The sequence below is a fragment of the Pseudomarimonas salicorniae genome, from assembly GCF_023156535.1.
GTDB classification, from domain to species: Bacteria; Pseudomonadota; Gammaproteobacteria; order Xanthomonadales; family Xanthomonadaceae; genus Pseudomarimonas; species Pseudomarimonas salicorniae.
The window spans coordinates 257,458-271,350 of sequence record NZ_JALNMH010000007.1 but is presented as its reverse complement, the minus strand read 5'-3'; the positions used below and the strand labels follow the sequence as shown (position 1 = coordinate 271,350).

At 66.9% G+C, this 13,893-nt stretch carries 12 protein-coding genes; 6 read left to right on the top strand and 6 right to left on the bottom strand.

The features are described 5' to 3' along the window. From M0G41_RS10140 to M0G41_RS10125, 4 genes are all read left to right on the top strand, one after another. A partial coding sequence (locus M0G41_RS10140) for a DUF1329 domain-containing protein (protein ID WP_248208919.1) occupies positions 1-258 on the top strand: 258 nt, incomplete at its 5' end. Between the two features lie 67 nt (positions 259-325). Continuing rightward, positions 326-1,690: a DUF1329 domain-containing protein gene (locus M0G41_RS10135; protein ID WP_248208918.1), complete on the top strand. Its 1,365-nt coding sequence runs from the start codon at positions 326-328 to the stop codon at positions 1,688-1,690. Between the two features lie 151 nt (positions 1,691-1,841). Then, entirely contained in the window at positions 1,842-2,954 is a 1,113-nt protein-coding gene (locus tag M0G41_RS10130; RefSeq protein ID WP_248208916.1) for a WD40/YVTN/BNR-like repeat-containing protein, read from the top strand. A gap of 54 nt (positions 2,955-3,008) precedes the next feature. After that, on the top strand, positions 3,009-5,498 hold the full coding sequence (locus M0G41_RS10125) for an efflux RND transporter permease subunit (protein ID WP_248208911.1): 2,490 nt from the start codon (positions 3,009-3,011) through the stop codon (positions 5,496-5,498). A 244-nt stretch (positions 5,499-5,742) separates the two neighbouring features. On the opposite strand, the gene M0G41_RS10120 is transcribed toward M0G41_RS10125, so the two are convergent. The 5 genes from M0G41_RS10120 to rfbB all read right to left on the bottom strand — a co-directional run bounded on the left by M0G41_RS10120 (position 5,743) and on the right by rfbB (position 10,114). Then, entirely contained in the window at positions 5,743-6,603 is an 861-nt protein-coding gene (locus M0G41_RS10120; RefSeq protein ID WP_248208910.1) for an ATP-grasp domain-containing protein, read from the bottom strand. After that, positions 6,603-7,514 (bottom strand): dTDP-4-dehydrorhamnose reductase, encoded by a 912-nt coding sequence (gene rfbD / locus M0G41_RS10115; protein ID WP_248208909.1) that lies wholly within the window; start codon positions 7,512-7,514, stop codon positions 6,603-6,605. Before rfbD ends, M0G41_RS10120 begins: the two co-directional genes overlap by 1 nt. Continuing rightward, on the bottom strand, positions 7,511-8,068 hold the full coding sequence (rfbC, locus tag M0G41_RS10110; RefSeq protein ID WP_248208908.1) for a dTDP-4-dehydrorhamnose 3,5-epimerase: 558 nt from the start codon (positions 8,066-8,068) through the stop codon (positions 7,511-7,513). Before rfbC ends, rfbD begins: the two co-directional genes overlap by 4 nt. After that, positions 8,065-8,949 (bottom strand): glucose-1-phosphate thymidylyltransferase RfbA, encoded by an 885-nt coding sequence (gene rfbA, locus M0G41_RS10105; RefSeq protein ID WP_248208907.1) that lies wholly within the window; start codon positions 8,947-8,949, stop codon positions 8,065-8,067. Before rfbA ends, rfbC begins: the two co-directional genes overlap by 4 nt. Before the next feature lie 106 nt (positions 8,950-9,055). After that, entirely contained in the window at positions 9,056-10,114 is a 1,059-nt protein-coding gene (rfbB, locus tag M0G41_RS10100) for a dTDP-glucose 4,6-dehydratase (protein ID WP_248208905.1), read from the bottom strand. A 137-nt stretch (positions 10,115-10,251) separates the two neighbouring features. On the opposite strand from rfbB, the gene M0G41_RS10095 reads away from it, so the two are divergent. Further along, positions 10,252-11,136: a hypothetical protein gene (locus M0G41_RS10095; RefSeq protein WP_248208902.1), complete on the top strand. Its 885-nt coding sequence runs from the start codon at positions 10,252-10,254 to the stop codon at positions 11,134-11,136. Positions 11,137-11,192: 56 nt separating this feature from the next. Continuing rightward, the gene (locus M0G41_RS10090) at positions 11,193-12,887 is read left to right on the top strand and encodes a proline--tRNA ligase (protein WP_248208899.1); all 1,695 of its coding nucleotides are present in this window, start codon (positions 11,193-11,195) and stop codon (positions 12,885-12,887) included. Positions 12,888-13,059: 172 nt separating this feature from the next. On the opposite strand, the gene M0G41_RS10085 is transcribed toward M0G41_RS10090, so the two are convergent. Beyond that, complete coding sequence (locus tag M0G41_RS10085) at positions 13,060-13,884, bottom strand: hypothetical protein (RefSeq protein ID WP_248208897.1); 825 nt, start codon at positions 13,882-13,884, stop codon at positions 13,060-13,062. Positions 13,885-13,893: the final 9 nt, after the last annotated feature.

Sequence of the window (13,893 nt, the reverse complement as noted above, 5' to 3'; positions counted from 1 at the left end):
GACGAGGACGGCTGGCAGATCATGGTGATCGACCACTACGACGGCCAGGGCCGTCTGTGGCGGCTGTCCGAGGCGCCGTCGATCAACTACTACGAGGTGCCGACCTTCTGGTCGACGCTGGAGATCCACAATGACCTGCAGTCGGGTCGCTATCTGGTCTCCGGCATCGACAACCAGGAGACCGTCAACGACTTCGGCTACGACGCGGATCCGGCGAACTTCTCGCCGCAGTCGCTGCGGGTGACCGGCGTAAGATAATCATGGTGTCCATTGCGGCGTCCCCCGGGGCGCCGCAGTCTTCTGCAAGCTCATGAGGGAGAGATTGATGCAAGGTCTGACAGTGCGATCGCAGGTCCTCGGTCTGGCGGTGGCGATGCTGGTGGGAGCCCCGGCCCTGGCCGCGGTCAGTGCCGAGCAGGCCGCCCGCCTGGGCAAGGATCTCACCCCGGTCGGTGCCGAGAAGGCGGGCAACGCCGACAAGAGCATCCCCGAATGGACCGGTGGCATTACCCGCCCGCCGGCCGGCTACAAGCTGGGCGACCACCACCCTGATCCGTTCGCCTCGGACAAGGTCCAGTTCGCGATCACCCCGCAGAACTACAAGCAGTACGCCGACAAGCTGAGCGAAGGCCAGAAGGCGATGTTCGAGCGCTATCCGACCTTCCGGATGGACGTCTACCCGACCCGTCGCTCGGCGGCGTTCCCCCAGCGCACCTACGATTTCACCAAGAAGAATGCCACCACGGCGAAGCTGGAAAGCGGCGGCGACGGCGTGGTGGATGCCGCCGAGGGTCTGCCCTTCCCGATTCCGAAGGATGGCTACGAGGCGATCTGGAACCACAAGCTGAAGTACAAGGGCGTGTCCTTCGCCCGCTGGGCCAATCAGGCCGCGCCGACCGCCGGCGGCCAGTACAACCTGGTCCGCATCCGTGAGGAGGGCCTCGGCCTCTACTACAAGCCGGGCAGCACCATCGAGTCCACGAACAACATCCTGCTGTACTTCTACCAGGTCGTTGAAAGCCCGGCCCGCCTCGCCGGCCAGGTGCTGCTGGTCCATGAGTCGCTGAACCAGATCAAGCAGCCGCGGCAGGCGTGGATCTACAACCCGGGCCAGCGGCGTGTCCGCCGTGCGCCAAACGTCGCCTACGACAACCCCGGCACCGCCTCGGATGGCCTGCGTACCAATGACATGACCGACATGTTCAACGGCGCGATGGACCGCTTCGACTGGGAGCTGAAGGGCAAGCGCGAGATGTACGTCCCGTACAACTCCTACAAGGCCCACAGCGACAAGGTCAAGGTCGACGACCTGCTCAAGCCGGGTCACGTCAATCCCGATCTGCTGCGCTACGAGCTGCACCGGGTGTGGGTGGTCGACGCCAAGCTCAAGCAGGGCAAGCGCCACATCAACTCCCGGCGCACCTTCTACCTCGACGAGGACAGCTGGCAGATCCTGATGATCGATCACTACGACGGCCAGGGTCGCCTGTGGCGCTATTCCGATGCGCCGTCGGTGAACTACTACGAGGTGCCGGTCTTCTGGAGCACGATGGAGAACCACCACGACCTGCAGTCCGGACGCTACATCGCGGTCGGTCTGGACAATCAGGAGACGGCCTACGACTTCTCCTTCCAGACCACCCCGGAGAACTTCTCGCCGCAGGCGCTGCGGAGCCGCGGCGTACGCTGATCGGCATGCCGGGCGGCGTGGAACGCCGCCCATTGGCGACGCCGGTCCGGGGACTGGCGCCGCCGCCGCAGATTCGGCACGCTGGTAGAAAGACACCGACCACGCCCCGCCAGGTGGCGGGCCACGGACGGTACGCGCAAGGGGGAGCGTAATGAACGCATCGAAGATCCTGCTGGCCGGACTGGGCCTTGCCTGGGCAGCCGGCGCCGTGTCCATCGCCGCAGCCAGCGACGAGGCCGAGCGGATGCCGCTGGCCGCCCAGCGATCGCTGGTACTGGATGCCACCGAGTCGGCCTCGCGCGCGGTGGCCGTCGGCGAACGCGGGCATGTCCTGCTCAGTGAATCGCGCACTGAATGGCGCCAGGCCGAGTCGGTCCCCACCCGGGCCACCCTGACTTCGGTCGACGCCGTCGGCGAAAAGGTCTGGGCGGTGGGTCATGACGGCACCATCCTGCACAGCCCCGACGGCGGCCTGAGCTGGACCTTGCAGCGGGAGGAAACCTGGACCCAGGAGGGCTTCGACTCGCCTGACTGGACGCCCCGCTACGCCGCGCCCCTGCTCGACGTGCTGTTCCTCGACGCGAACGTCGGCTACGCCGTAGGTGCCTACAGCCTGATGCTGCGTACCGATGACGCCGGCGCCACCTGGAGGCGCGTGCCCTTGCTCCGGCAGACCGCCATTGAGGGGGAGGAGGGGGAGGAAGCTGCCGCCCCGGCTGAGAGCGACAGCGAAGACGCCTGGACCTTTGATGCCGACGAGCTGATGCTCGACGAGGAGGAAGACCCCCATCTCAACGCCATCGCGCGCACCCCGGCCGGACTTTTCATGATCGTTGCCGAGCGTGGCGCAGCCTTCCGCTCACGCGATGATGGCGAGACCTGGGAACGAATCTCCCTGCCCTACGAGGGCTCGATGTTCGGCGTGCTGGTGCTCGGCGACCAGCACCTGCTGGCCTACGGACTTCGCGGTCATGTGCAGGAGACACGCGACGGTGGGGATACCTGGGAGCTCGTGAGGACCGGTACCGAGCTCAGCCTGATGGGCGGAGCCGCATTGCCGAACGGCGGCGCGGTCATCGTCGGAGCCAACGGCGTGGTTCTTCATCGCGCCGATTCAGAATCCGCCTTCACGCTCTACACCTTCGAGAACGACTCCGGCGAGACACCGGTGCTCTCAGCGGTGGTGCCGATGGGTGCCCGCACCTTTCTCTTCACCAGTGACAAGGGCATCGCGCGCTACGAGGTGCCGGCCCGGGATCGGTAGTGCCCGGCCGCCACGCTTCCTACGCCCCCGCGATCCGCTGCCAAGGAATCCACAATGAGCGTCCCTGATAGCGCCTTCCACCGTCTTGCCGAGAAGCTGGTCTTCGGCCAGCGCCGGCTGATTCTGGTCCTGTTCGTGCTCGGCACGATCCTGATGGCCTACTTCGCCGCCCAGCTGCGCGTCGAGGCCGGATTCAAGAAACAGATTCCGCTGCACCACGAATACATGCAGACCTTCCTCGACTATGAGAGGGAGTTCGGCGGTGCCAATCGCGTCCTGGTGGCGGTGATCGCCAAGGACGGCAACATGTTCAGCGTCGACTTCATGCGCACCATGGAGGAGATGACCAAGGACGTCATCGCCCTTGATGCCACCGACGACTCGCGGGTCAGCTCGATCTTCACGCCGAACGTACGCTTCGTCGAGGTGGTCGAGGATGGTTTTGCGGGCGGCAACGTGATCCCGCAGGAGTTCACCCCGAGCCTGCCCGGCTTCGAGGCCTCGGAAGAGCACTTCGCCACCATCCGCAACAACATCGTCAAGGCCAACATCGTTGGCCGGCTGGTGGCCAAGGATTACTCGGGCGCCATGATCTGGGCCGAGCTGGTGCCCGAGGACGTCAACCGCAACCTCGACTACCAGCAGGTGGCCGCCAATCTCGAGGCCTTGCGCCAGAAGTACGAGGGCGACAAGTACGATATCCACATCATCGGCTTCGCCAAAATCGTCGGCGACATCGCCGACGGCGCCAAATCGGTGGTGATGTTCTTCGGCATCGCCATCGTCCTCACGTTCATCCTGCTTCTGCTCTATTCGGGCTCCTTCAGGCTCGCCAGCTGGACCGTGCTCGCGGCCATCACCGCCACGATCTGGATGCTCGGTGCGCTGAGGCTGATGGGCTTCGGCATCGACCCGATGAATATCCTGACGCCCTTCCTGGTCTTCGCGATCGGCGTGAGCCACGGCGTGCAGATGATCAACTCCTGGTTGGCAGAGCGCCTGTTCGGAGGGGTGGAAGGCGACGCCAAGACCCTTGAGGCCTCGACCGGCGTCTATTCGCTGGAGGCCGCCAAGCGGACCTTCCGCCGACTGCTGGTGCCGGGCTCGATCGCCCTGCTCTCCGACTGCATCGGCTTCATCACCATCCTCTTCATCAACATCCGCATCATCCAGGAGCTGGCCATTACCGCCTCCGTGGGCGTGGCGGTGATCATCCTCACCAACCTGATCCTGCTTCCGGTCCTGCTGTCGATGACCGGCTTCGGCAAACGCTACCGCGCCTACCGCGAGAAGCGCATCCGTCGCGAGGGCCGGCCGCATCCGTTCTGGAACGCGCTGTCGTCGTTCTCCAAGCCCGTCCCGGCAGTCATTGCCGTGCTGATCGGCATCGGCCTCGCGGTCTGGGGCAGCCACGAAGCCAAGAACATGAAGATCGGCGACTCCGAGGCAGGTGTGCCGGAACTGCGCCAGGACGCCCGCTTCAACCAGGATGCGCGCGCGATCTCCGAGCGCTTCGGGCTCGGCATCGACGCCATCAATGTGATCGTGGAGGCCCGGCCGGATGCGTGCACCCTGAGCAGCCAGGTGATGCAGCTGGTGGACCGGTTCAGCTGGCACATGGCCAACGTGGAAGGCGTCCAGCAGGTCATCTCCCTGCCGATGGCGGCGAAAATCGTCAACGCCGGCTGGAATGAAGGCAACATCCGCTGGCGCGTGCTGCCACGCAATCCGGATTCGCTGCGTGTGGCGACGCAGGGTTTCGAGACCGACTCGGGCCTTCTCAACAGCGACTGCAGCGCCATGCCGGTGATGCTCTTCCTCACCGACCACAAGGCCGAGACCATCGACCGGGTGATCAATGCGGTGAAGGAGTTCCGGGCTGCCAACGACGCCTGGCACCCGGGGGTGAACCTGCGTGTTCAGCTCTCGGAGGAGGCCGAGAAGGTGCTCGCCGATGGCGGCGAGTTCGACAGTGATGCGGTCAACCTGCGCCTGGCCACCGGCAATGCCGGCGTCATGGCGGCGACCAACGAAGAGGTGAAGGCCGAGCAGTTCCCGATGATGATGTGGGTCTACCTCGCGGTCATCGTGCTCTGCCTCCTGACCTACCGCTCGATCATGGCGACTGTCTGTATCGTGGCCCCGCTGGCCCTGGTCTCGGTGCTGGCCAATGCACTGATGGCCAACATGAACATCGGCCTTAAGGTGAACACCCTCCCGGTCGCGGCCCTTGGTGTCGGCATCGGCGTCGACTACGCGATCTACATCTACAGCCGGATGAAGGAATTCCTCGACCAGGGCGAATCTCTGCACGAGGCCTACTACAAGGCACTGCGCCTGACCGGCACGGCGGTGTTGTTCACCGCGGTCACCCTGGCCGTCGGCGTGGGCACCTGGATCTTCTCCGAGCTGAAGTTCCAGGCCGACATGGGCATCCTGCTCAGCTTCATGTTCGTCATGAACATGATCGGCGCACTGATCCTCCTCCCCGCCCTGCTCCGCCTGCTGACCAAGGCAGGCTGGAGCAAGCCCAAAGCGGCCTGATCAGGCCCATCCAGGGTCCGTCGGCCCGGGGCCGACGGACCGCCTCGTCAGTTAACCGGACGCCCACTGGCAAGCGACCGCCTCAGGCACATATGAGCCGCTCGCCGCGCGGACGCGAATCCGCATAGGGTGCGCCCTGGGTGCACCGTACGTACCGCTCGAACGTCCGTATCGATGCCTCCAAGGCGTACCCCTTGGATCTCCGCTCGGCGCCCTGCGTGACCCGCGCCACGATACGCCTCAGTCAGCCTTGCAGGGACTCGACCAGGGCGTCGACGAGGGCGTCTGCGGCGTCCTCGCTGCCTTCGAAGAACAGGGAGGGCTCGACCAGCTCCAGCTCCAGCAGCAGCGGGCCTGTCTTGCCGGGAAGCAGGTCGACGCGAGCGTAGAGGGCGGGATGCGGCAGGGCGGCAAGCACCCGTTCGGCGGCCGAGTGTTCGGCGTCGGTGGCAATGCGCGGCCGGATATCCTCCGCGGCGAAGAGCAGGTCGGAAGCCGTGCCGCCGCGCGGCAGCAGGGGGCCCTTGCGGATGGCGTGTGTGTAGCGCCCGCCGATATGGACCAGGGCGCTTTCTCCGTGCTCGTCGACCGCTTCCAGATAGGGTTGAAGCAGGACGCAGTAGCCTTCGGCCAGCAGGCGTCGGGCATGACGATCGGCCTCGGCCGCCTGGGTGGGATCAAAGCGTGCCGCATGGCGAGAGCCGGCGCCGACGCTGGGCTTGAGCACGAACTCCCCGGACTGTTCCGCAATGCGCGGCAGGTCGCGATCGGATTCGATGAATACCGTCGGGACGATGGCGACGCCGCGCGCGGCCAGGTCGGCCAGGTAGCGCTTGTCGGAGTTCCAGCGCACGGTCTCGAGAGGATTGACCAGACGGGTGGCCTTCTCCACCCGGCCACACCAGTCCAGAAAGGCATCCCGGCGCACCGCGTAATCCCAGGTGGAGCGCAACAGCACCGCATCAAAGCGCGACCAGCTGACGGTCGGGTCGTCCCAGGCCAGCGCCTCTGCACCGATGCCGGCCCGGGCGAAGGCCTCGAGCAGCGGCGGCAGATCGGCGTCCTGTTCCCACGCAGCGATGGCGGTGGCGAGGGCGATGCGCATCAGCGCGCCGCCAGCTCGCCGATGACGCAGTCCAGCCCGTCCTGCCACTCGGGCAGGGAAAGACCATGGACTTCGCGCAGGCGGCTGCAGTCAAGCACCGAGTAGGGAGGCCGGCGGGCCGGGGTCGGGTAGTCGACGGTGCCGATGGGGCGCACAAGCGGCGCGCGCGGGAGCAGTCCGGATTCCACCGCGCGGGCGAAGATCGCCTCGGCGAAGCCGTGCCAGCTGGTCTGCCCGGCATGGACGCAATGGAAGGTACCGAGTCGCTCGCCGTCGAGCGAATCGATGCGCGCGAGCAGGGCGGCGCTCACTTCGGCGAGGCCGCGAGCGGTCGTCGGGGCGCCGATCTGGTCCGACACCACGCCCAGCTCGTCGCGTTCGGCACCCAGCCGGAGCATCGTCTTGAGGAAGTTCGCGAAGCGCGACGAATAGACCCAGGCGGTGCGCAGGATCAGGTGGCGGCAGCCGGACGCGCGGATCGCCTCCTCGCCGGCCAGCTTGCTGGCGCCGTAAACCCCGAGCGGGCCGGTGGGGTCGTGCTCGCGCCAGGGGCGGTCGGATTCGCCATTGAACACATAGTCGGTGGAGTAGTGGATCAGCAATGCGCCGCGTCGGGCGCACCAGTCGGCCATCACGGCCGGCGCCCGTGCGTTTACCTGATGCGCCTGTTCGGGCTCGCTCTCCGATCTGTCGACGGCCGTATAGGCGGCGGGGTTCACCACCACCTGCGGTTCCAGCGAGTCAAGGGTGGCGCTGATGGCTTCGGCGCTCGACAGGTCGAGGCCGTGCGCCTGGCCTCCGCCGCTCAAGGCGCCTGAGCGACTGCTGGCGACGATCCTGCCGAGCGGCGCCAGCGCCCGGTGCAGCTCGAAGCCGACCTGCCCGTCGACACCGGTCAGCAGGATCTTCATGCGGCGAAGGCGGGAAGGTGTTGCGGGTCGACGTCCTTCAGCCGCGGCGCGACCTGGTCCTTGGCCGACAGCGACGGCGTCTTGACGGGCCAGTCGATGGCCAGGTCCGGATCATTCCAGGCGATGCCCTTGTCGGCCGGGCCGTCGTACAGGGTGCTGCAGAAGTAGTGGAACAGGGCGAAATCGGAGGTCACCACGAAACCGTGGGCGAAACCCGGCGGAATCCAGAACTGGCGGCGGTTCTCCGCGCTCAGTACCGCCGCCGTCCACTGGCCGAAGGTGGGGGAATCGCGCCGGATGTCGACCGCGACATCGTAGACCTCGCCCTCAAGTACGGACACCAGCTTGCCCTGCGGATTCGGCAGCTGGTAGTGCAGGCCGCGCAGCACACCGTGCGCCGAGCGCGACAGGTTGGCCTGTACCGCATCCATCACGATGCCGTGCTCCGCATAGCGCGCCGCGTTCCATTGCTCCATGAAGAAGCCGCGGGCGTCGCCGAACACCTTGGGTTCGATGATCAGGCAGCCCGGCAATCGGGTCTCGGTGACCTTCATGCGACGTGCCCGCGGGTCAGCAGACCCAGCAGGTACTGGCCATAGCCGTTCTTGGCTAGGGGCTTGGCCAGCGCTTCCAGCTGTGCGGCGTCGATCCAGCCATTGACGAAGGCGATTTCCTCCGGGCAGCAGACCCGCAGGCCCTGGCGCTGCTCGATGGTCTCGATGAAGTTGGCGGCCTGCAGCAGGGACTCGAAGGTGCCGGTGTCGAGCCAGGCATAGCCGCGGCCGAGCTTCTCCAGACGCAGCGCGCCCTCTTCCAGATAGCAGCGGTTGAGGTCGGTGATTTCAAGCTCGCCGCGCGGGGACGGTTTCAGCTTGGCCGCGAAGTCGGCGGCACGGCCGTCGTAGAAGTACATTCCAGTGATCGCGTAGTTCGAGCGCGGCTTGGCCGGCTTCTCCTCGAGCCCCACCACGCGCCCTTCGCGGTCGAATTCGGCGACGCCGTAGCGCTCCGGGTCATGCACCCAGTAGCCGAACACGGTCGCTCCGGTGACCTGGGTCGCAGCGCGGCGCAGCAGCTCGGAAAAGCCGTGGCCGTAGAAGATGTTGTCGCCGAGCACCAGGCAGCTGGGCTGGCCGTCGACGAACTCGGCGCCGATCCGATAGGCCTGGGCGAGGCCGTCCGGGCTCGGCTGCACGGCGTAGGTCAGCCGCATGCCCCACTGGGACCCATCACCCAGCAGGCTCTTGAACAGCTGCTGCTCGTGCGGGGTGTTGATGATCAGCACGTCGCGGATGCCCGCCAGCATCAGTGTGCTGAGCGGGTAGTAGATCATCGGCTTGTCGTACACCGGCAGAAGCTGCTTGCTGATGCCCTGGGTGATCGGATAGAGCCGGGTGCCGCTGCCTCCGGCGAGGATGATGCCTTTGGGGATCATGGTTGACAGCCGTGATTCGTGATTCGGGATTCGTGATTCGTCAGAAGCCGCTGTCCGGGCGCTGGACGCCCCGGGCGGGCACCTGCTCCTCGCATGACCTGCCCGGTCATGCCGCGCTCCCCAGCCGCTCCAGGCGGTAGGACCCGTCAAGGATCTTCTGTACCCAGTCCTGGTGGCCGAGGTACCAGTCGACGGTCTTCTCCATGCCGGCCGCAAAGTCCACGCTCTGTGTCCAGCCCAGCTCGCGCTTGAGCTTCGAGCAGTCGATGGCGTAGCGGCGGTCATGGCCGGGGCGGTCCTTGACGAAGCTGATCTGGCTCTCGCGCGGCTGGCCGTCGCTGCGCGGCCGGCGCTGATCGATCAGGGCGCAGAGGGTCTTCACGACCTCGATATTGGGCTTCTCGGCCTCGCCGCCGACGTTGTAAACCTCGCCGATGCGGCCACGCTCCAGCACCGTGCGGATCGCGCTGCAGTGATCCAGCACGAACAGCCAGTCGCGCACGTTCATGCCATCGCCATAGACCGGCAGCGGCTCGCCGGCGACCGCCCGGGCGATGATCAGAGGGATGAGCTTCTCGGGGAACTGGAACGGCCCGTAGTTGTTGGAACAGTTGGTGGTGAGGGTCGGCAGCCCGTAGGTGTGGTGGAAGGCGCGCACCAGGTGATCGGACGCCGCTTTCGAGGCCGAGTAGGGCGAGTTCGGTGCATACGGCGTGGTCTCGGTGAAGGCGCCGGTGTCGCCCAGCGAGCCGTAGACCTCGTCGGTGGACACGTGCAGGAAGCGGAATCCCTCCCTGGCCGGGCCCTCCAGTTCGCGCCAGTAGTCCCGCGCGCACTCGAGCAGGGCCAGCGTGCCGACCACGTTCGTTTCGACGAAGGCCGCCGGACCGTCGATCGACCGGTCGACATGGCTCTCTGCCGCGAAGTTGATGATTGCAGTCGGTCGGTGCTCGCGCAGGAGCTTGCCCACCAGGGCACGGTCACCGATCGAGCCGTGCGCGAACAGGTGGTTCGGATCCCCCGTCACCGAGGACAGCGTGTCGAGGTTGCCCGCGTAGGTCAGCGCATCGAGATTGACGATGCGGACCCCGCCCCGGACCAGGGCATCGAGGACGAAGTTGCCGCCGATGAAGCCGGCACCGCCGGTAACCAGCCAGGTCTGCATGAAGGCTCCTGAATTCGATGGAGCAAGCTTCGACCGCAGCGCGGCCGCGAAGTGCCCGGAAGCCGCCTAGGATAACCGCTTGCAGGCTCGATGACCCTTACCCGATGATCCAGCGAGGCCCCTCGAAGAAGAACACGATGCGCATCATGAGCAGAGCCAGTGCCTGTCTACTGCTGGGCCTGATGGCCTGGGAAACGTGCGCAGCCGCGGGCCTGTCCGCCCTTCGCGATATCACCGACCAGCGCGGCGGGCTCGACGACCGCCGGTTCGCCGCCTTGGTGGATCGGGTCTACGCCGATCTGAAGGCTTCGGGCGCCGATGGGGTGGGCCGGGAACCGTCCGCCAGCTTCGAGGCCGCTTACCTGGCGCTGTTCTACAGCCCGAAGTCGGCGCACCTCGAGGATCTGCAGCGCGCCTTTGCCGGGCTCGAATCGCAGGGAGCGCCGACCGATGCGCAGATCGAGAACCTGCATGTCAGCCTGGTGCGTATGCGCCGTTTCGATGCGGCCGATGCGCTCGCCGCGCGCCATCCCGAGGCCGGTCTGGAGCCATTGCCCGGCCGCTCACCAGTGACGGAACTGCCGCCGGGCCAACGGCTGGCGTGGCGGGTCGAGGCCGGAACCGACTCGCAGCGGCTTCAGGCGGTCGGGCTGCCCGCGCCGTCCGACGGCATTCTGGTCAGCAGCCATCCGCACTGCGGCCCCAGCCAGCGGGCGGCAGAGGCCATCGCGGCCGACCCGCAGCTGGCGGCGCTGTTTGCGCGCCATGCCACCCTGCTGGTTCACCAGGCCGGACGCTTCGCGGCAGCCGAGGAGGGGGCGTGGAGGCCGGGCGGCGTCACGCTGCCGCTGAACTGGGTCCACCGCGAGGCCGATTGGCCGGAAGTGGACAGCTGGGCCACGCCCGTCTTCTATTTCCTGCGCGACGGCCAGGTGGTCGCCACGGTCTCGGGCTGGTCGAAGGAGGGCCAGCGCGAGGCGCTGCTCGCCGCGGCCGATCAGGCCGGCCTCATCCCCGAATAGGGCGGCGGCCTGCAGGCGGTTACACTTGTCGGCTTTCGTCCAAGCCGCCGAGTCCCATGCGCCTGTCCCGCTTCCACCTCAGCACCGCCCGCGAAACCCCCGCCGACGCCGAGATCGTCAGCCACCAGCTGATGCTGCGCACGGGGATGATCCGCAAGCTGGCCGCCGGCATCTACACCTGGAGCCCGCTCGGCCTGCGCGTGTTGCGCCGGGTCGAGAACATCGTCCGCGAGGAGATGAACGCAGCCGGGGCGATCGAGGTGCTGATGCCCTCCATCCAGCCGCAGGAGCTGTGGGAGGAGACCGGCCGCTGGGCGAAGTTCGGCGGCCAGCTGCTGAAGATCCGTGACCGCAAGGAAGCCGGCTACTGCTACGGGCCGACCCACGAGGAGGTCATCACCGACTTCGCCCGCCACGAGCTCAAGTCCTACAAGCAGCTGCCGGTCAACTTCTACCAGATCCAGACCAAGTTCCGCGACGAGATCCGTCCGCGCTTCGGCGTGATGCGCGCCCGCGAGTTCCTGATGAAGGACGCCTACTCCTTCCATCTCACCGATGAGGACCTGGCGCGCGAGTACGAGAACATGAAGGCGGCCTACATTCGCATCTTCACTCGTCTTGGGTTGGAGTTCCGTGCGGTTCAGGCCGACTCCGGCGCGATCGGTGGCGATGCATCGCAGGAATTCCATGTGCTGGCCGAGTCGGGTGAGGATGGGCTGGCCTTCTCCACCGGCTCGGACTACGCCGCCAACGTCGAGACCGCCCAGGCTGCCGCGCCGGGTCCGCGTCCGGCCGCGAGCGAGGCAATGCGCAAGGTGGATACGCCGACGCAGAAGACCTGCGAGGACGTGGCCAAGCTGCTCGGCATCGCGCTGGAACGCACGGTGAAGTCGGTGGCGGTGATGACCGACGGCGGCTTCGTTCTGGCCCTGGTGCGCGGCGATCACAGCGTCAACGAGATCAAGCTCGGCAAGCTGCCGGGCATGGCCGACTACCGCGCCGCCAGCGAGGCGGAGATCCAGGCGCACCTTGGCAGCGAGCCCGGCTTTCTTGGTCCGGTGGGGCCGAAGCAGGCGATTCGCGTCATCGCTGACCGCGAGGTCGCGGCGCTGGCCGACTTCGTCGTCGGCGCCAACGAGCGTGGCTTCCATCTGGCAGGTGTCAACTGGGGACGCGACCTCCCCGAGCCCGAGACCGTGGCTGACATCCGCAGCGTCGTGGCGGGCGATCGTGCGGCCGACGGCGGCGAGATCCGCCTGGCGCGCGGCATCGAGGTCGGCCACGTGTTCCAGCTCGGTCGCAAGTACGCCGAGGCGATGGGCGCGACGGTGCTGGACGAGCAGGGCAAGTCCCAGGTCATGTCGATGGGCTGCTACGGCATCGGCGTCTCGCGCATCGTCGCCGCCGCCATCGAGCAGAACCACGATGAGCGCGGCATCTGCTGGCCGGAACCGATGGCGCCCTGGCAGGTGGCGATCTGCCTGATCAACCCGAAGAACGACGCCGGCGTGATCGAGGCCGCGGAGTCGCTGATGGCGGACCTGCACAAAGCCGGCGTCGACTGCGTGCTCGACGACCGCGGCCTGCGCCCGGGGCCGATGTTCGCCGACATCGAGCTGATCGGCATTCCGCACCGCGTGGTGGTCTCCGAACGCGGCCTTGCCGCCGGCACCTTCGAATACCGAGCCCGACGCGCCGACGCTGCCGAACAGCTGGATCGGGCGGCGCTGCTGGCGAAGCTGGGCGCCTAGGTCAGCAGCGGATCCGGGCGCGGAGTGCGCCTTCGCCTCGGTCCCGCTGTAGGAGCCAGCTTGCTGGCGATCGTTTAGTCCGGTGCGCCTATCGCCAGCAAGCTGGCTCCTACATTCGGGTTTTGCGGAAGGCCTGCATCGCGCCCGAAACGGATCTGCAGGGCCGGGGCGCTCAGCGCCCGAGCAGTCGGCGCAGGCCGCCCAGTAGTCCGGGGCGCAGGGACGCGTCCAGGCTGCCGAGGACCTTGGCCTCGTCCTCGACGAGCTGGACAGCGAGGCGGCTTTCCCATTCACGCTTGGCCTGCTCGCGCTGCAGCTTGCTCTGCAATTCGCGCCGCACGTTCTCGCCGAGGCTCTCCTGGGCGAATCCGCTGTCTTCGCGGGTGAGGAACCGGCCGAGCGCATCGAACAGTTCGGCGCTCATCTGCTCGGCGGGAAACTGCCTCGCGCTCTGGCCGAAGCCTTCCATGTTCTTGAACGAGAAGCGGGCGACTCCGCTTTCCTGGTCGGCGTGCACGGTGAGCTGCATGGGAATCTTGCCCCGGGCCTGGAACTTGGCCGCGGTGACCTCCCCGTTGGCGTTCTTGCTGGCATCGAACATGCCGGCGAGCCGATGCTGCTGGAGGATCGAAGACAGGGTCTTGGCCCGGGTCAGGGTGTCGGCGACCACCAGCGGGCACTCCTCGGTGGCGACCTGGCCAACCATCTCGACGATGACGTCGATGCTGCGCGAACCGGTTTCGGTGCGCACCACGAAGGCGGGGTCGATGTAGACGACCACCTCACCGTAGCCATTGACCGTGTACACGGCGCGGATCCGCTTCTTGAGCAGCTTGAGGCTCTCGGTCAGACGCTTGAGGTAGGCCTCCAGCTCGCGCATGGCTGGCTCCAGCCGCTCGGTCCAGGCCTGTTCGCGCTGGGCGTCAGAGCCGGCCTTGCGCGCCTCTTCCTCGCGCAGGCGTTCGGCTTCCTTTTCAAGGTCGTCAAGCAGTCCCATCGCTATCGA